Origin of the sequence: Acinetobacter sp. NBRC 100985 (assembly GCF_000241225.1) — a bacterium.
GTDB lineage: Bacteria > Pseudomonadota > Gammaproteobacteria > Pseudomonadales > Moraxellaceae > Acinetobacter > Acinetobacter venetianus.
The window spans coordinates 1-17154 of record NZ_BAEB01000020.1; the positions used below are offsets into that span (position 1 = coordinate 1).

Annotated in this window: 19 protein-coding genes; 9 read left to right on the forward strand and 10 right to left on the reverse strand. The window is 42.1% G+C overall.

What is annotated here, in order from left to right; translation table 11 throughout:
* Positions 1-95: 95 nt before the first annotated feature.
* The gene (gene dapB / locus ACT4_RS06365; protein ID WP_004878202.1) at positions 96-917 is read left to right on the forward strand and encodes a 4-hydroxy-tetrahydrodipicolinate reductase; all 822 of its coding nucleotides are present in this window, start codon (positions 96-98) and stop codon (positions 915-917) included.
* Positions 918-1019: 102 nt separating this feature from the next.
* Positions 1020-1667, forward strand: coding sequence for an START domain-containing protein (locus ACT4_RS06370; RefSeq protein WP_004878199.1), 648 nt, complete (start codon positions 1020-1022; stop codon positions 1665-1667).
* Between the two features lie 35 nt (positions 1668-1702).
* Here ACT4_RS06370 and ACT4_RS06375 read toward each other — a convergent pair whose 3' ends face one another.
* Positions 1703-2890 (reverse strand): MFS transporter, encoded by a 1188-nt coding sequence (locus tag ACT4_RS06375; protein WP_007480790.1) that lies wholly within the window; start codon positions 2888-2890, stop codon positions 1703-1705.
* Between the two features lie 2 nt (positions 2891-2892).
* Positions 2893-3699: a 2,5-didehydrogluconate reductase DkgB gene (gene dkgB, locus ACT4_RS06380; protein ID WP_004878196.1), complete on the reverse strand. Its 807-nt coding sequence runs from the start codon at positions 3697-3699 to the stop codon at positions 2893-2895.
* Between the two features lie 136 nt (positions 3700-3835).
* On the opposite strand from dkgB, the gene ACT4_RS06385 reads away from it, so the two are divergent.
* Positions 3836-4738 (forward strand): LysR family transcriptional regulator, encoded by a 903-nt coding sequence (locus tag ACT4_RS06385; protein ID WP_007480791.1) that lies wholly within the window; start codon positions 3836-3838, stop codon positions 4736-4738.
* Here ACT4_RS06385 and ACT4_RS06390 read toward each other — a convergent pair.
* A complete protein-coding gene (locus ACT4_RS06390) occupies positions 4686-5096 on the reverse strand; it encodes a hypothetical protein (RefSeq protein WP_007480793.1) in 411 nt (136 codons plus the stop codon). The genes ACT4_RS06385 and ACT4_RS06390 overlap by 53 nt on opposite strands.
* Positions 5097-5186: 90 nt before the next feature.
* On the opposite strand from ACT4_RS06390, the gene ACT4_RS06395 reads away from it, so the two are divergent.
* Positions 5187-6602 (forward strand): PLP-dependent aminotransferase family protein, encoded by a 1416-nt coding sequence (locus ACT4_RS06395; protein WP_007480795.1) that lies wholly within the window; start codon positions 5187-5189, stop codon positions 6600-6602.
* Here the strand turns inward: ACT4_RS06395 and ACT4_RS06400 are convergent.
* From ACT4_RS06400 to ACT4_RS16895, 7 genes are all read right to left on the reverse strand, one after another.
* Positions 6599-7624 carry an NAD(P)-dependent alcohol dehydrogenase gene (locus ACT4_RS06400; RefSeq protein WP_004878190.1) on the reverse strand — a complete coding sequence of 342 codons (1026 nt, stop codon included), beginning with the start codon at positions 7622-7624 and terminating at the stop codon, positions 6599-6601. The two genes, ACT4_RS06395 and ACT4_RS06400, sit on opposite strands and share 4 nt — an antisense overlap.
* A 36-nt stretch (positions 7625-7660) precedes the next feature.
* A complete protein-coding gene (locus ACT4_RS06405) occupies positions 7661-8215 on the reverse strand; it encodes a DNA-3-methyladenine glycosylase I (protein ID WP_007480797.1) in 555 nt (184 codons plus the stop codon).
* Positions 8216-8252: 37 nt separating this feature from the next.
* Entirely contained in the window at positions 8253-8498 is a 246-nt protein-coding gene (locus ACT4_RS06410) for a hypothetical protein (RefSeq protein ID WP_007480799.1), read from the reverse strand.
* A 9-nt stretch (positions 8499-8507) separates the two neighbouring features.
* A complete protein-coding gene (locus ACT4_RS06415; RefSeq protein WP_374750076.1) occupies positions 8508-9005 on the reverse strand; it encodes a M23 family metallopeptidase in 498 nt (165 codons plus the stop codon).
* A gap of 75 nt (positions 9006-9080) precedes the next feature.
* On the reverse strand, positions 9081-10118 hold the full coding sequence (gene mutY, locus ACT4_RS06420) for an A/G-specific adenine glycosylase (RefSeq protein ID WP_007480803.1): 1038 nt from the start codon (positions 10116-10118) through the stop codon (positions 9081-9083).
* 489 nt (positions 10119-10607) lie between these two features.
* Positions 10608-11345, reverse strand: coding sequence for a dienelactone hydrolase family protein (locus tag ACT4_RS06425; RefSeq protein WP_007480805.1), 738 nt, complete (start codon positions 11343-11345; stop codon positions 10608-10610).
* 162 nt (positions 11346-11507) lie between these two features.
* On the reverse strand, positions 11508-11666 hold the full coding sequence (locus ACT4_RS16895; protein ID WP_004878181.1) for a DUF1328 domain-containing protein: 159 nt from the start codon (positions 11664-11666) through the stop codon (positions 11508-11510).
* Positions 11667-11857: 191 nt separating this feature from the next.
* Here ACT4_RS16895 and ACT4_RS06435 point away from each other — a divergent pair, with 191 nt between their 5' ends.
* The 5 genes from ACT4_RS06435 (at position 11858) to yddG (ending at position 17141) form a co-directional block, all read left to right on the forward strand.
* A complete protein-coding gene (locus ACT4_RS06435) occupies positions 11858-12310 on the forward strand; it encodes a YcgN family cysteine cluster protein (RefSeq protein ID WP_007480808.1) in 453 nt (150 codons plus the stop codon).
* 103 nt (positions 12311-12413) lie between these two features.
* Positions 12414-13577 carry a PQQ-dependent sugar dehydrogenase gene (locus ACT4_RS06440; RefSeq protein ID WP_007480810.1) on the forward strand — a complete coding sequence of 388 codons (1164 nt, stop codon included), beginning with the start codon at positions 12414-12416 and terminating at the stop codon, positions 13575-13577.
* 26 nt (positions 13578-13603) lie between these two features.
* A complete protein-coding gene (ampC, locus tag ACT4_RS06445; RefSeq protein ID WP_007480812.1) occupies positions 13604-14782 on the forward strand; it encodes a class C beta-lactamase in 1179 nt (392 codons plus the stop codon).
* Positions 14783-14873: 91 nt separating this feature from the next.
* Positions 14874-16148, forward strand: coding sequence for a replication-associated recombination protein A (locus ACT4_RS06450; RefSeq protein ID WP_017196846.1), 1275 nt, complete (start codon positions 14874-14876; stop codon positions 16146-16148).
* 105 nt (positions 16149-16253) lie between these two features.
* On the forward strand, positions 16254-17141 hold the full coding sequence (yddG, locus tag ACT4_RS06455; RefSeq protein ID WP_007480815.1) for an aromatic amino acid DMT transporter YddG: 888 nt from the start codon (positions 16254-16256) through the stop codon (positions 17139-17141).
* The last annotated feature ends 13 nt before the right edge of the window (positions 17142-17154 follow it).

Genomic DNA, 17154 nt, shown 5'->3' on the forward strand with positions numbered 1-17154 from the left:
GTCGTCGAGTGTTTTTTTGTGGGAAATTTTTTTAGCGGAGCGACAGAGTTTTGCTATAGTAGCTGGATTGTTTAAATAAAAGACTGGGAAATATTATGTCAACTTCTCCACGCATTGGGATCTTGGGTGCAGGCGGACGCATGGGGCGTATTTTGATTCAAGCCGTACAACAGGCGGGTTATCAGCTTGCGGCAGCAGTTGAGCGTCCTGAAAGCAGCTTGGTGGGTGCAGATGCAGGGGAACTTGCAGGCATTGGCAACATCGGTGTCAAGATCGTGGGAAGTTTGAGTGAAGTCTTGAAAGACTGTGATGTGGTGATTGATTTTACTGCACCTGTTGCAACTGAACAGCACTTAAAGTTATGCCGTGAAGCGGGTGTGGCCATGGTGATTGGCACCACAGGGATGTCGGATGAGCAAAAAGCATTCCTTGATGAAACAGCAACACAGACACCTGTGGTGTACGCTGCCAATTATTCAGTTGGAGTGAACGTTTCGATCAAATTGTTGGAACTCGCAGCGAAAGTATTTGGCGATACAGTTGATATTGAAATCATTGAAGCACATCATCGCCATAAAGTAGATGCTCCATCTGGTACGGCATTCATGATGGGTGAAGCGATTGCAGATACACTTGGTCGCAATTTGAAAGAAGTCGCTGTATATGGTCGTGAAGGTTATACAGGGCCTCGTGACCGTCAAACCATTGGTTTTGAAACGATTCGTGGTGGTGACATCGTAGGTGAACATACCGTGATGTTTATTGGTGAAGGCGAGCGCGTTGAAGTGACACATAAAGCGACGAATCGTATGAACTTCGCTGCGGGTGCAGTGCGCGCAGCAGCATGGGTGGTCGGACGTGAAGCTCGTAAATACGATATGAAAGATGTTTTAGGCTTTAACGATATTCAAGTATAAAAAGTTCCTTTTTTGCACTATAAAAAGAGCTTGTCGAGCTTTTTACTGGATCGTTCTAAGTGAAAACAAGCTCTCTTCATCATTAAAACAATCGAGCATGACATGAATAAAAAGCATATTGTTCTTGCTACGCTGCTCAGTCTGACGAGCTTTGTCGTAACTGCTGCCGAAGCCCCAAAACTGAGTTTACATCGTAATAATATTAAGGTTTGGACGTACCAGACTGAAAATAATCCCGTTTTTCAATATAAAGCAGAAACCACATTTGATGTGCCATTAGAGCGTGCAGTTGCTGTGGTTCTTGATGTTGAACGGACACCACAATGGGTGCCTTATGTTGGGAAAGCACAGCTGCTTTCTCGAGATGAGAAGAAAGGTGAGTTTACACTTTATATGGTGCTTGATTTTCCATTTCCTCTGAAAGATCGTGATGTCGTGATTAAGGGGAAAATGACTAAGAATGCCGATGGCAGTATTAGTATTAAAAATAATGCTGTGCAAAATAATTATCCTGAACAGCCTGATATTATCCGTTTAACCAAATATGCGGGGGATTGGACATTCCAAAAACTTGCCAATAATAAAGTCAAGGTGACAACCACAGGTTATGCTGATCCTGCAGGCGCGATTCCTTTGAGTTTTGTGAATATGTTTGTGCAACAGCAACCCTATCAAATGCTGATGAAGATGAAGAAAGAAATTTATAATCCATTGTATGCGCAACCGAAGTTGCCCGATGTTTTAAAATAAAAAAATGCCTGATTCAAATCAGGCATTTTTTTCAGTTAAATTTGAGGGCATTGCTGATAATCAGTACTTTCTTGTTGAGATAATTTAATCTGAATAAAAACTAGGATTAAGCCGATCCCTGCGAGTAAAGCACCAATCATCGACACTGCGGCATAACTTAGCCCGAGGCTGAGTACCGCTCCACCCGCTGCTGCACCAATCGCATTGCCCAAGTTAAACGCACCAATATTCACGGAAGAAGCAAGGCCAGAGGCTTCGTGTGCCACCGACATCACGCGCATCTGTAATGGTGGTACGATGGCAAAGGCAGCTGCGCCCCAGATTACTAAAGCAAGGGCTGCACCTACTTGTGTTTGAGCAAGGATTGGGAAAATGAGCATCAATCCGATTAATAACCCTAAGAAACCAATTAAAGTTTTATTGATAGAAAGGTCTGCAAACTTGCCACCGAAATGGTTACCAATTGAGAAACCAATCCCGATGAGCACGAGCATCATGGTAATAAAGGTCGGCGAAGCATGCGTAAATTCAACCAAACTTGGTGCGATATAGGTGTAAAGCGTAAACATTGCCGATGCACCAAACACCGTCGTAAGTAATGCCAAGATCACAGGTAGACGAGTAAGCACGCGAAGTTCCATTTTTACATTCGGTTTTTGGCCTACAGAGCCAACAGGAAGTGCTTTCCACAGTGCGAACATGGTAATCACACCGAGTGCTGAGATAGCAAGGAAAGACATTCGCCAGCCAATGTTTTGCCCGACCCAAGTTGCCAAAGGCACTCCACCAATATTGGCAATCGTAAGCCCCATAAACATCATCGCGACGGCACTGGCTTGTTTATTGGCAGGAACGACACTAGCAGCAACAACTGAACCAATCCCAAAGAATGCACCATGATTGAGGCTAGTGATCAATCTAGCCCCCATTAAGCTCATGTAGTTGGGTGAGAAGGCAGCAATCAAGTTCCCGATGGTAAAAATAGCCATCAATAGAATCAGCGCATTACGACGCGCAAAACTACCAAACCATAGGGTCATGATGGGAGCACCCATCATTACCCCTAAAGCATATCCCGTGATCAACATCCCAGCACTAGGAATTGAAACACCGAGATCATTGGCAATGTTCGGTAATAAACCCATAGGTGAAAATTCAGTAGTTCCAATTGCAAACGCACCAATAGCTAATGCGAGCAAAGGAAGATTGATGCGTTGCTTCATATTTATTTGTCCCATACTGGTGCAAGTTCAGGAGGGTCAATTTCACGACCATTACGTTCTAATTGAGCAATCATTTGCATTTCTTCAGCACTCAGTTTTAAGTCTTGTGCCTTTAAGTTGCTGATTAGATTCTCACGTTTAGTGGATGAGGGGATCACGGCATAACCTTGTTGTAAGGCCCATGCTAAAGCGACTTGTGCGCTTGTCGCTTGGTGCTGTGCTGCGATTTCCAGTAGGGTTGGATCATTGAGTACCTTGCCATAAGCAAGGGTCATATAGGACGTTACATCAATATTTTGTTCCCGTAGATAATCGACTAAATGCTGGTTCTGCAAATAGGGACTCAGCTCAATTTGATTGGTTGCGATATGTTCAACACCAATGCTATCAATCGCTTGTTGGGTCAAGGCAATATTGAAGTTTGAGATGCCAATCTGTTGAGTTAAACCTTGTTGTTTAGCTTCTAATAATAATTGCATCACTTCTGTGATATCAGTTCCTTGCGATGGCGCGGGCCAATGAATCAAGGTCAGATCAACTGCATCGGTACCTAATTTCTGCAAACTTTCTTTTAAGCTTGGAATGAGGCGTTGTTCAGAAAAGTTATTGATCCAAATTTTCGTTGTTAAAAAAATGTCTTTACGTGCGATGCCACTTTCACGGATTGCTTGTCCTACGGCAGCTTCATTTTCATAAATTTGTGCTGTATCAATAGCGCGATATCCGACATCTAACGCAGTTTTGACTGAATTAATGAGGATTTGATCATTTAAACGATAGGTGCCTAAACCAAACTGAGGGATTTGCATATTCTTCATCTCATCTTTTAAATGCTCCACGGAGCATATTTTGTTAATGAACGAAATTTTGCATGGATTATTGTTGCTAAAAAATATATGGATTAGCAAAATATAGTTGACTAAATATCAATAATGGACAGCATGAATGAAATCAACAATTGAGGAGTTACTGACGTTTATCACGATTGTCGATACAGGTTCTTTTATAGCGGCGGCAGAAAAATTAGAACAAACCTCATCTGGGGTGAGCCGTGCATTGAGTCGATTAGAAGCAAAACTTGAAGTCACTTTGTTGGAAAGAACCACGCGTAAATTGAAATTGACACAGGATGGCCAAAACTTTCTCAATCATGCCCGTAAAATATTAAATGATCTCAATGCTGCTGAAGAAGCACTACAAAAATCGGATCAAGATACAGCTGGACTAATTCGAATCGATTCTGCCAACCCCTTTATTTTGCATGTGATTGCACCGTTGATGCATGCATTTAGACAGCGTTATCCGAATATTGAACTTGAATTGAATAGCAATGATCAAGTGATTGATCTATTGGAGCATAAAACGGATGTCGCATTTCGGTTTGGTGAGTTACATGACTCAAGCTTACACGCCAAACTGTTGTGCAAAAGTCGCATATATATCGTGGCAAGTCCTGACTATTTGGCGCGTGAAGGAATGCCTCAACAAGCTTCAGAACTTTTGACACATGAAGTGATCGGTTTCTCTCGACCAGTTAGGGTGAATCAGTGGCCGATAAAAGTCGAGGGTGAGTACTTTTTCGCGAAGTCTAGAATAAAAGCCTCAAGCGGTGAAACGGTTAGACAGTTGTGCTTACGAGGCTTAGGGATAGCACGATTATCTGAGTTTGAGATTTGGAAAGATTTACAAGAAGGTCGTTTAGTTGCGCTGTTTGAAGATCAAATTGAGCACTCTTATCAAAGCATCCATGCTGTTTATTATCAACAAGAGCATTTACCCAAACGTGTGCGGTTGTTTATTGAGTTTCTGAGCGAGCAACTAAGTCAGGGTTTCTCGGTGTGTCGCTAGTTGGCTTAGGTAAAATAACTTCCAAAACTTGAAGGTTTTTCCCTGTCGGTTGCGCGACAGAAACGACAATATGTTGTTGTTTCAATGTGCATTCAAGTTCTACTGTTGGCAGTAATAAACCCGTTAAAACCAGTCCGTTTTCATTTGGTTTTTTATAGATCAGCTTTAATGTGTTTTGCTCAGCTTGGTTTGGAATCTGCTCTAATTTCCAAAACTCATAGGTCTGCTGATTTTGTGTTTTGAGATACCCTTCAGAAAGTGTCTTACATATTTCCTGTTGCTGATGTGTTTTTTGATCAGTGATTTGGCATCCAGTAAATACAAGGCTGCATAATATAAATAAGACTTTATTTTTCATTGCTTTATCCTCCTGTAGTTGATTTTTATAGCTTAACGGTGTTGTATAAACCAATACAGATACAGAAATTTCTAAAAAAGCAGTACAGAAATGAGTTTTCAATATCAAAGATTGGCAGATCAACTTGCCCATAAGATTTATCAACATGAGCTTCAGCCTCAACAAAAGCTGAGTTCTCTAAGAGAATTTGCTCGTCAGCAAGAGGTGAGTTTGAGCACAGCTCAACAGTGCTATGAGTTGTTGGAGGCAAAAGGGCTAATTTATGTCAAAGCAAAATCAGGTTATTTTGTTAGCCCTCGACAATATCAAAGTGCTATTCCTGATAGCCCTCAATTCGAATCAATACCAAGACAAGTATCAAATTTAGACCTGCAAAATCAGATTCAGACCGCTTCGATACAAAGCCATTTGACACCGCTGGGTGCGATTCAGTTGTCACCACATCTGATTCCAGTGGATGGTTTGCGCCGCTCTTTACAACGTGCGCTCAAGCATTGTCAGCCTGAGGATTTCTTATATTGCAATAAGCAAGGGCATATGCAATTGCGTCAGGCACTGTCTGATCATTGGCGTGAAGACGGAATCTATGTGGCGATTGAAGATATTTTTATTACCAATGGTTGTATGCCTGCTCTTTCATTGCTGATTCAGCAAATGACCAAAGAGGGCGATAGCATTCTTATTCCTACGCCAACGTTTAATGGTCAACTGCAAATGTTGGCGGGGTTAAAGCGAAAAATTATTGAAATCCCTGCGGATCATCAAGGGATTGATCTTGAGCGACTGGAATCGTTTATGCGACAGGGGGCTGCGAAATTATGCTTACTCACCGCTAATTTTCAAAATCCATCGGGTTATTGCCTAAGCAATGAACAAAAGCAGCATATCGCTCAGCTGGCCGAGAAATACCAATGCTTTATTTTAGAAGATGATATTTATGGAGAATGTAGTTTCCAAAAAGAACGACCATTGCCGATTCGCTATTGGGATCAACAAGGCTATGTGATTTGGTGTGGCTCGGTGTCTAAATCGCTATCCAGTGCTTATCGCGTTGGATGGTTTTGTTTGGGACAACAGTTGCAGCATTTACGTCCACAGTTGATGGCAAATAATGTTGGTGTAAATACACCGTTGCAATTGGGTTTGGCAGATTTTATTTATAGCCGTGGTTATCGCGAGCATTTGGAGCGCTTACGTCCAAAATTGATGCAGCAGGTTGAACAGTATCGAGCCTATATCTTAGAGGCTTTTCAAGGGCTGCCAATTGCATTGAGTCAGTCTGAGGGTGGATATGCGCTGTGGTTACAGTTACCTAAATCAATTTCAGGTCTAGAACTCTATTATTTAGCTCAAGCAAAAGGGATTAATATCGTGCCTGGTGAAGTGTTTGGTGAAGATAAACGTTATCAGCATTTTGTGCGTTTAAATGCAGGACATGCCTTAACAGAAGAAATCCGCCAAGCGCTTCAGCAGTTGGCGGATTGGGTTCGGAAAAGCTTACATTAATCAAAATCTGCTTTGAGGACGATACGATAACGTGCTTGTCCTGAATGTAGCCGCTCAATCGCGTCATTGAGCTGAGACATTGGATAAAGTTCGATTTGCGGTGCGATATTGCGTCGCGCAGCAAATTGCAACAGTTGGCGCAGTGCCAAAGGAGAACCAGTCGGTGAGCCTGTGACAGACTTTGCGCCATCGATCAATGCGCCGACCGATACAGGCACAGGTTCTAATGTAAGACCTAGAAAATGTAATGTTCCATTCGGCGCTAAGGTACTTAAATATGCCTGCCAGTTCAACGTCACATTGACCGTACTGAGCAGTAAATCGAATTTACCTCGTTGTGCTTTGATGGCTTGAGCATCACGGCTATTGACCACATGGTCAGCCCCCATCGCCTTGAGTTCATCTGTTTTATCAGGGTTTGAACTAAACGCCGTAATCTCACAGCCCCATGCTTTGAGCAGTTTAATTGCCATATGACCTAAGCCACCGATACCGATGACAGCAACATGATGCGTCGCTTGGATTTTATGTTTGAGCAAAGGATCAAACACCGTAATGCCACCACAGAGAAGAGGACCTGCACTTTCTGGATCTAAATCATCGGGTAGGGGAATGATCCACTGCCAGCCTGCACGGACTTTATCAGCAAAGCCTCCCGCATGTCCGACGATTGTGGCAATACTCTCACCTGTACATAAGACTTGATTGCCACCGATACATGGATCACAAGCTTGGCAGGTTTCTGCTGTCCATCCAATCCCAACACGTTGCCCCAATTTCAGTCCTTTTGCTTCAGAACCGAGTGCAACGATCGTTCCGATAATTTCGTGTCCTGCAATCACTGGATAACTCGACGAGCGCCAGTCATTATTGATCACAGAAATATCGGAATGACAAAGACCACAATATTCAACTTTAACTTCAACTTGATGGGCTTGTAATTCACCTGCATCGAATTGATAAGGAACCAGTTGCTCACCAGCTTGCATGGCTGCATAAGCACGTATTTGGTTGTTACTCATGGACAGACTCCTATGGAAGGAAAATCGAGAGAGAATTTATTTGAAATGACAGTGATTTTCATGGTCATTGACCATCCCAACCGCTTGCATAAATGCATAGCATGTCGTTGGCCCGACAAATTTAAAACCACGCTTTTTGAGTGTTTTAGATAAGAGTTGACTGATCTCAGTTTGGGCAGGTGCAGCACGATAATTTTCAACATCATTATCCAGTGCTTGATGATCTACAAAATTCCATAACCAAGCAGATACATTGCCGACTTCTTGCTTTAATGCTTGCCAAGCAATCGCATTATCACGAATGGCTTTGAGCTTCCCAAAATGGCGAATCAATCCAGCATCTGTGAGTTTGAATTCAAGTTGATCATCGGTCAGCGCCGCGACGTGCTCAATGGGATGTTGGAAAAAATGAGAACGATAGCCTTCACGTTTTTTAAGCACTGTAATCCATGATAAGCCTGCTTGCTGGCCCTCAAGACAAAGCATTTCAAATAAGCGAGCTTCATCGTGTTCAGCTTTGCCCCATTCTTCATCATGGTAAGCAATATACAGTGGATCATCTGAACACCATCCACAACGTTGAATGGTCATATGTTGAAGCTCCTTATTGTTATTTGAAAGTGATTATTTAAAGTGTAAAAGATACCCATTCATTTGGGCGAGTATCCCAAAAATAGAGTTCAGCTGTTTCTAAGTCTGTAAATTTAAGCCAAAAGTCTTTACCTGATTTGTCTGCAAAGCCCGTGCTAATCAACAATGCATCCTCTGTGATTTCCATGATCCAACCTTGGTAGCTTGTTCCATTGATGATGATTTTTTGTTGATTCCCAGACTCTGCAAACGTCACCAGACGTTCAATCAATGCTTCTGACATTGTAGATTCCTAACGTAAATACGGGTATGGATTAACAGCTCCACGCCCTTTGCCATTTAAATAAATGCCATAGTGTAAATGTGGTGCAGTGTGGCGTGCATTACCTGTATTTCCCACATACCCAATCAAATCACCTTTGCGGACAGTGTCACCGACGCTTAAACCACGTTTGTGTCCATCAAGATGTGCGTAATAATGCCAAGTCCCCGCTGGACCAAGAATCCAAATGACCTTACCGCCTAAATTATTATTGCGTAAATCTGCAACGAGACCTTCGGTAGCACTATACACTTTCGTGCCACGCTCTGCCATGATATCAATCCCTTCGTGGCTTCGCCCTTGACTACGGGCAGCTCCCCACGTATCGCGAAGTTGACTTCGACTGACGCCTTTGACAGGAACAGGCAGGCGATTATCCAAGCGCATATTTTTAAGCTTATTGACTTGGGCATTGGGTAAAGGTGTTGGTTTCTTAGGGGTGGTGGCGCATGCTGATAATAAAATCATCACTACACCAAGAACCGTATAAGAAATTGAATGTCGCACGCAAACTCCTTGCAGTTGATATTCAGCGTTCGAGTTCTAAGCCTTCTGTTTTGCTGTTATCAACTTTTTCATGGCTGTTGGAATGCCTTTGGCAATGGCATTTTCAGGACTTAACCATATGCCATTTAACTCGATACTGAGTTGTTCTTTTTGGTCGTGTTCCACGTGGAACAGTTTTTCATTCAGCAACCAAGTAAAGTGTGTGAAGCTATGGCTAATCTGCAATGATGATACTTGAGCTTGTAGTTTAAAGTGCTGTTCAATCTGTTGTAATTCGGTTGCTTGCTCAGTGATAGGCAGGCAATACAAACCGCCCCAAAGTCCATGAGATTCTCTTTGTTGCCATAGCCACTCGTCATCCGATTGGATTAGCAATACATCGGCAGTTTTGATGGGTACAGGTTTTTTTGCTTTTTTAAATGGTAGTTCTTGCTCTAAACCTTGTTGATACGCTTGGCAATGTTGCTGCATTGGGCAGTATAAACATAGCGGTTTTTTCGGGGTACACACGGTTGCGCCTAAGTCCATGATCGCTTGGGTATAATCATGGTTACGCTGTTGTGGGCATAGTTCCTCTGCGATATTCCATAAGGCGCGTTCATGTTGTGGTTTAGAGAGGTCATCTTCAATGGCAAAGAAGCGTGCTAAAACACGTTTCACGTTACCATCCATAATCACACCATATTGACGTAACCCCAGCGACATTAATGCGCCAGCGGTAGAAAGTCCGATCCCAGGCAGTTCGATCCATTGTTCTAGAGTTTCAGGGAAATGACCCTGTTGGCTAACGATGCCTGCTGCTTTATGTAGATTACGTGCACGTGCGTAATAGCCTAATCCTGCCCAATAGGGGGCAACGTCATCCCAACTAGCTTTACCCAAATCTTGTACGGTAGGAAAGCGCTCAATAAAGCGGTCAAAGTATTGCAAAACTGTTTTGACTTGGGTCTGTTGTAGCATGATTTCTGAGACCCAAACTTTATAGGGATCGTCGGCAACTTGCCATGGTAGGTCGTGACGACCATGTTGGTCGAACCATGTGAGGAGTGCATCAGAAAATGAAAAATCAGACATGAATCAGAACAGTAAAAAGCAGAAGTGTAGTATAGCGGAAATGGAGAGGGGAGTTTGTGAATGCAAACAAATTCGTTATTAAATTCTCATTAATATTCGCTGGTGCACAGGCGGCATGGATGCTGCCCATTGAGCTGTGGTATCAGGGATGTACCATCAGCTAAATAGAGGTGTTTTGTTACTTTTGACCCATCAAAAGTAGGTGCTATTCTGCACGAAAATATTTGCATTTGGGAATGAAAGTGTGAGCAGTGATAGTATTACGGAATTCTCATCCAGTTTCAGGATATGCCTTTGGTTACTTTGGTTTTGCCCAAAGTAACCAAAGGCATTTGTTGGACTGACATTACATCCATGTAATGCAGTCCAACAGGCGACATCCATGTCGCCTTAGCACCAGTAATATTTACAAGATTTTAATGTTCAGACTTCCTAGTAGCCTAGTAAATGTTTTCAAGGTTTTTTGAGTGCAGTTTAGAGTTCGACTTTTTATTTTAAATGCTTATCTAACAACTCATACATGGCTTCAAGACCCTGATGTTCAGCCTCAGCGTTATAGCCTAAATCCACGTTATTCGCTTTAGCACGTTCATCCGCAAGCGGATTACTAAAACCATGTTTTGCATCTTCAAAAATCACGACTTCATGATCAACGTCAGCATCGTGCATTTCCTGACGGAAACTTGCTACATTGTCCAAAGTCACCATGCTGTCTAGTTCGCCATGTAACACAAGAATCTCAGCTTTCACTTTGCCTTTTTCCGCTGGGGCGCTTGCTGCCAACACAGCATGGAACGTTACAACGGCTTTAATATCAGCACCTGAACGTGCTAAATCAAGAACCACTTTACCACCGTAGCAAAAACCAATCGCCGCTAATTTTTCAGTATTCACTTCGGGTTGCGCAGCTAAAGTTGCTAAACCTGCTTGTGCTCGATTAACGATGGTGTCCGCTTGTTCAAATGTTTGATTCATCCAAGCTGATGCTTGAGGAACTTCTGTGGTGACTCGTTTATCGCCATACATATCAATTGCGAGTGCGGCGAAGCCATGCTCAGCAAGCTCACGAGCACGTTGTTCTGTGTATTCATTACGTCCCCACCATTCAGGTGCAACAATCACACCTGCGACAGGCTGATCAGTCGTTGGTGTAGCAAAGTAACCAATTAAGCGTTGACCATCTGGGGCAGTGTATTCAATTTCACGTGTGGTAATAGGGAAGCTCATGATGTAAGTCCTAATCTGTTCTTTTAGAATGTATTGATTAAAGCATAAAAAAGAAAAATTGATGACACCACAAAATTATAAATGGTTGATTGTTGGTATCTGAAAATAAAAAAGAAGAATACGAGGATTCTTCTTTTTTATAATTTTTTTGAGCTGAAGTCGTTAGACTTTACCTCTTGAGAGGAAGCCCACAACAGCCAAAATAGCAGCAACAACAAGTAGGATAACGGCAAAGTCTTTGGATAAACCTGCGACACCACCAAAACCGAGTAAACTGGCGATTAATGCAATCACTGCAAAAATAATAGCCCAACGGAACATTTTGTACCCTCCTAATTTTTTCATTATGTTTCCACTATAGCGTGTGTTTTTTGAACAAAATGTGGTGTTTATGTGGTTGAAGTGTTCAATCCTTAAAGAAATGTTAATCGGGTAAGCCATTTAAAAACGGAGATTATTGCGAAGCAATGCTATAATTTAGAACTGTTTCTGATGTCTCAAAAAAGCCTTTTATGTCCACTGAATTACGCCCAAATTTTTGGAAAAAATATTCACTCGATCAACTCAGCAATACTGAGTGGGAAGCGTTGTGTGATGGTTGTGGGCTCTGCTGTTTAGTGAAATTAGAGGATGAAGAAACCGCTGAAGTTGCTTACACCAAAGTATCTTGTAAATTGTTGGATTGTAAGACTGCAAGTTGTTCAGATTATGCCAATCGTCAGGAACAGGTTCCTGATTGTATTCAGCTAACACCTGAACGTTTACAAACAATTACGTGGTTACCACCAAGTTGCGCATACCGACGTTTAAATGAAGGAAAAAATTTACCTTCATGGCACTATCTCAATACAGGATCTCGTCAGAGCGTGATCAAAGCCAAGAAATCAGCTGCGGGTCGCTGTATCTCTGAAACCGAAGTAGATGAAGAACAAATCGAGGATTATGTCGTTCGTTGGGTTCGTTGAGAGCCATTTAACTCATCTATTTGTTAATTATAAGCACAACACTTTTACAGTATTTTTATTTGCTTAACCCCTTAAGATAAAGACTCAAATAGGGAGATAAGCAATGAATAAACTGTTAGTAGCACCTGTGCTGTGTAGTGGCTTTTTATTGTTGTTGGCTTGCGATTCAAATAATAGTAATTCTAAAACCTTGGAACAAAATTCAACGCAGCAAACTGAAAATAATAAGATTGCACAAAGCTATCAGATTGAGACCGTCACCGCATTCAATGAACCTTGGGCAATCACAAGCTTACCTGATCAACGTCTATTGATTACAGAGCGCAAAGGGCGATTAAAACTGTTTGATCCGAAAGCAAAGACCACAATCAATGTGTTAGGCGTGCCGAATGTAAGTTACGGGGGACAGGGTGGCTTGGGCGATGTCATTTTGCATCCTGATTTTGCTAAGAATCATTGGATTTATTTAAGTTATGCTGAACGTGGGGCGAGTGGAGATGGCGCTGTGATTGCGCGTGCAACATTAGATCTCGCTGATCCTGCACAGCCCAAACTGGTTGATGTAAAGCGCATATGGGAGCAAGTCCCAAAAGTTTCAGGGCAAGGGCATTATGGACATCGGATGCAATTTGGTCCTGATGCACAGCTTTGGGTGAGTTCAGGGGAACGACAAAAATTTGATCCTGCTCAGGATTTAGAAAGTAATTTAGGAAAAGTTTTACGCTTAAATGATGATGGCACGCCAGCAAAGGGAAATCCGTTTGAAAAACAAGGTGGTGTCACTGCTGAGATTTGGTCACTGGGACACCGTAATCCACTGGGAATGGCATTTGATGCTCAAGGGCAACTTTGGGTTGTAGAAATGGGGCCAAAGGGTGGCGATGAATTAAATCGCATCGTAAAAGGGGAAAATTATGGCTATCCAGTGGTTTCAAATGGCGACCATTATTCAGGATTGCCTATTCCAGACCATCACACCCGCCCAGAATTTAAAGCCCCTGAAATTGATTGGACTCCCGTTATCTCACCATCGAGTCTTATCATTTATTCAGGAAAACAATTTCCGCTTTGGAAAGATAAAGCTTTGATTGGTGGTCTTTCCTCTAAATCGATTGTTGTTGTCGATCTTAAATCAAAACCTGTACGTGAAGTTCAGCGTTTGGATATGAAACAGCGTATTCGTGGTTTGCATCAAGCTCAAGATGGCTCGATTTGGGTGATTGAAGATGGTTCTCGAGCAAAATTACTCAAGCTCAGTGCTGAGTAAAGTATTAACTAGAAGTGAAATGATAAATGACTAAACCGAAACACCTTTCGATGAATTTGAAAAAATTGCTGATCGTTGCTGGCGTATTTTCTGTTAGCTCAACGCTTTGGGCAAAAGACTTGACAGAGCAGCAAGTCAAAGCTGTGATTGATCAGCAATTTAAACCCTTATTAGCACAATACAATATTCCGGGTTTAGCTGTTGCTGTCACGCTGAATGGTCAGCATTATTTTGTTAATTATGGTGTTGCGTCCAAGCAAAGCCAGCAACCTGTTCGCAATGATACGCTATTTGAACTTGGATCCGTCAGTAAAACTTTTAATGCTACTTTAGCTGGGTACGCGCAAGCACAAGGGAAATTGTCTTTTTCAGATCACCCTGCGAAGTATTTTCCTGAGCTAAACAATACCGCAGTTAATCGTGCGACTATTTTAAATCTCGGTACTTATACTGCAGGTGGCTTTCCATTGCAGTTTCCTGATGAGGTGGTTACTCAGCAGGATATGGTCAAGTATTTTCAAAAATGGCAGCCTAAGACAAAAATTAGCGCCGCTCGTCAATATTCCAATCCAAGTATTGGCTTAATGGGCTATGTCACAGCGCTAGCAATGAAAAAGCCATATTCCGAGCTGATGGAAAAAACACTGTTCCCTGAGCTTGGGTTGAAGCAAAGTTTCATTCGTGTTCCAGAGTCACAGATGAAGAATTATGCATGGGGTTATAAAAATGATCAGGCAATGCGTGTCTCCGCTGGAATGTTTGATGCAGAAGCCTATGGGGTGAAAAGTAGCAGTGCGGATATGTTGAAATTCATTGATGCGCAACTGAACCCGCAACAATTAAAACAGCCGATGCGTAAAACGATTGAAAATACCCATGTCGGTTACTTTAAGGTTGGTGCAATGACGCAAGGTTTGGGATGGGAGCAATATACTTATCCTGTAAGTTTAGCGACTTTATTGCAGGGCAATTCAAGCAAAATGGCTTTGGAAAGTCATACAGTTACACCAATCAAACAACCTAAGCTTGCTTCAGCAGCGACTTTGTTTAATAAAACAGGAGCGACCAACGGTTTTGGTGCTTATGTGGCCTTTATTCCGCAGCAGAAGATCGGGATCGTGATGCTCGCTAATACTAATTTTCCGAATGAAGCACGTATTACTGCGAGTTATCAAACCATACAACAGTTGCTCAAACAGCAATAAAGCTAAACAATCATGTTGTGATCACAGATTCAAATTGTAGATTTGAATCAGACACAATAGACTACGTTAAAAGACCATAAAGCCAGTGATGATGTCAGATACGCATATTCCTTTACCCGAACGTTTACGTCCTCGTGATTTGTCTGAAATTATTGGACAAGATCATCTATTGGGTGAACATGCACCGTTACGTCAAATGATTGATCAGGGGCATTTGCCCTCGATTATCTTTTGGGGGCCACCAGGGGTAGGTAAAACCACGATCGCATTGTTGCTGGCGCAAGCCGTGGATCGTCCTTTTATTAGCTTATCTGCCCTGAATACAGGGGTTAAAGAGTTGCGTGAAGTCATTGCAGAAAGCGGTGATTTACTGACGCCTGTGGTTTTCATTGATGAGATTCATCGCTTCAATAAGTCGCAACAAGATGCCTTACTCAACGCAGTCGAGAAAGGTAAAATCACTTTGATTGGTGCGACGACTGAAAATCCATCTTTTGAGGTAAATAGCGCGCTATTATCACGTTGTCAGGTGTATACCCTGAATAGCTTGGATGCGGATGCAATTCAAACGTTGCTCAATAAAGCCATTCAAACGGATAAATTTCTAAAAGAACGTTTTATTCACATCGAAGAATATGATGCATTGATTCAGTTCGCTGCGGGTGATGCACGTAAAGCGCTAAATCTGATTGACTTGATCGCAAGTACATTTGAGCCTGATGTTGAAAACATTGTGACCAACGCGATAGTCGTTAAAGTTGCACAGCAGAATATTGCACGTTACGACAAATCTGGTGAACAACATTACGATCTGGTTTCGGCATTTATTAAATCCATTCGCGGTAGTGATCCTGATGCGACCTTGTATTGGATGGCTCGAATGTTGAAAGGTGGTGAAGATCCTGTCTTTATCGCACGTCGCATGTTGATTGCTGCGTCAGAAGATATTGGTAACTCGAATCCGAATGCATTATTGCTAGCTGGTGAATGTTTCCGTTCAGTTCAGGCCGTTGGAATGCCTGAGGCGCGTATTATTTTAGGGCAATGTGCTGTGTATTTAGCGACGAGTCCAAAAAGCAATAGTACTTATTTAGCAATTAACAAAGCCTTAGAGCTTGCAGAAAAAACGGCAAATTTACCTGTACCGTTGCATCTACGTAATGCGCCGACCAAGTTAATGAAGCAGCAAGGTTATGGTGTGGATTATCTCTACCCACACAATTATCCAGAGCATTTCGTGCTACAGGAATATTTACCACCTGAGCTGCGTGGAACCAAGTTATACGAGCGAGCCTTAAATAAACGAGAAGTAGAGGCTGAACGCTTACAACAACGTCGTTGGCAGCAAGAACAGCAACAGCAATAGGTTTCACTCGGTTAATTTGCCGATTAGATTAAAATTTTCAAAGTTATCATTCCTATTCAAATATTTAGGAATTTGCTTTGTGCAGAACGATGTGTTGATTTGAAAATGAATGCAAAAAAAGCAACGCTAATTGGGTTGGTTGCGATCTTATTATGGAGTTTGATCGTTGCTTTAATTAAAGATGTTAGTAGTCATTTTGGGGCAGTCGGTGGAGCTGCATTGATTTATACACTGGCATCCATTTTTTTACTTGTATCGGTTGGTTGGACGCAACTTAGAACTTTTCCCAAAACTTATTTAATTTGGGGCAGCATTTTATTTGTTGCTTATGAAGTGTGTTTATCACTGTCGATTGGCTATAGTGATAATAATCGTCAAGCGATTGAAGTGGGTATGGTGAATTATTTGTGGCCAACCTTTACCATGGTTGCTGCGATTGTTTTCAATCAACAAAAAGCCAATCTCTTAATTATTCCTGGATTTATCTTATCGATATTAGGCATCTGTTGGGTGCTTGGTGGTGACCAAGGTTTCGACCTTGCTAGTATGCTCAACAATATACAAGCAAATCCTCTTAGCTATGGTTTGGCATTTATTGGCACGTTATTGTGGGCGGCTTACTGTACTTTAACTGCAAGGATTGCCAAAGGTGTAAATGGTATCACCCTGTTTTTTATACTTGTTGCGATTGTGCTTTGGCTTAAATATCTACTTATGGGCGGAGGCGCGTTCCATTTTGATATGCAGTCATCTATCTCGTTGATTTTTGCAGCAGCGGCAATGGGTTTTGGTTATGCTGCTTGGAATATTGGTATCCTGCATGGCAATGTGACCTTACTGGCGGGCGCTTCTTATTTTATTCCTGTTCTGTCTGCTTTTTTCTCTGCAATTATCCTCAGTACCTCTTTGGCGATGTCTTTTTGGTACGGTGCTTTTCTAGTGTGTATTGGTTCAATTTTGTGTTGGATTTCAACCAAAGCAAAAGCTAAATAAATGCGATAGAAAC

Excerpts from the sequence above, each read along its gene's own strand:
- ACT4_RS06440 (WP_007480810.1), top strand. The coding sequence starts at position 12,414 with ATGAATAAACTGTTAGTAGCACCTGTGCTGTGTAGTGGCTTTTTATTG.
- ACT4_RS16895 (WP_004878181.1), bottom strand. The coding sequence starts at position 11,666 with ATGTTCCGTTGGGCTATTATTTTTGCAGTGATTGCATTAATCGCCAGT.
- ACT4_RS06435 (WP_007480808.1), top strand. The coding sequence starts at position 11,858 with ATGTCCACTGAATTACGCCCAAATTTTTGGAAAAAATATTCACTCGAT.
- dkgB (WP_004878196.1), bottom strand. The coding sequence starts at position 3,699 with ATGCAAATCCCTCAGTTTGGTTTAGGCACCTATCGTTTAAATGATCAA.
- ampC (WP_007480812.1), top strand. The coding sequence starts at position 13,604 with ATGACTAAACCGAAACACCTTTCGATGAATTTGAAAAAATTGCTGATC.
- ACT4_RS06415 (WP_374750076.1), bottom strand. The coding sequence starts at position 9,005 with ATGATTTTATTATCAGCATGCGCCACCACCCCTAAGAAACCAACACCT.
- ACT4_RS06425 (WP_007480805.1), bottom strand. The coding sequence starts at position 11,345 with ATGAGCTTCCCTATTACCACACGTGAAATTGAATACACTGCCCCAGAT.
- dapB (WP_004878202.1), top strand. The coding sequence starts at position 96 with ATGTCAACTTCTCCACGCATTGGGATCTTGGGTGCAGGCGGACGCATG.
- ACT4_RS06375 (WP_007480790.1), bottom strand. The coding sequence starts at position 2,890 with ATGAAGCAACGCATCAATCTTCCTTTGCTCGCATTAGCTATTGGTGCG.
- yddG (WP_007480815.1), top strand. The coding sequence starts at position 16,254 with ATGAATGCAAAAAAAGCAACGCTAATTGGGTTGGTTGCGATCTTATTA.
- ACT4_RS06410 (WP_007480799.1), bottom strand. The coding sequence starts at position 8,498 with ATGTCAGAAGCATTGATTGAACGTCTGGTGACGTTTGCAGAGTCTGGG.
- ACT4_RS06450 (WP_017196846.1), top strand. The coding sequence starts at position 14,874 with ATGTCAGATACGCATATTCCTTTACCCGAACGTTTACGTCCTCGTGAT.
- ACT4_RS06385 (WP_007480791.1), top strand. The coding sequence starts at position 3,836 with ATGAAATCAACAATTGAGGAGTTACTGACGTTTATCACGATTGTCGAT.
- ACT4_RS06370 (WP_004878199.1), top strand. The coding sequence starts at position 1,020 with ATGAATAAAAAGCATATTGTTCTTGCTACGCTGCTCAGTCTGACGAGC.
- ACT4_RS06395 (WP_007480795.1), top strand. The coding sequence starts at position 5,187 with ATGAGTTTTCAATATCAAAGATTGGCAGATCAACTTGCCCATAAGATT.
- ACT4_RS06400 (WP_004878190.1), bottom strand. The coding sequence starts at position 7,624 with ATGAGTAACAACCAAATACGTGCTTATGCAGCCATGCAAGCTGGTGAG.
- mutY (WP_007480803.1), bottom strand. The coding sequence starts at position 10,118 with ATGTCTGATTTTTCATTTTCTGATGCACTCCTCACATGGTTCGACCAA.
- ACT4_RS06390 (WP_007480793.1), bottom strand. The coding sequence starts at position 5,096 with ATGAAAAATAAAGTCTTATTTATATTATGCAGCCTTGTATTTACTGGA.
- ACT4_RS06405 (WP_007480797.1), bottom strand. The coding sequence starts at position 8,215 with ATGACCATTCAACGTTGTGGATGGTGTTCAGATGATCCACTGTATATT.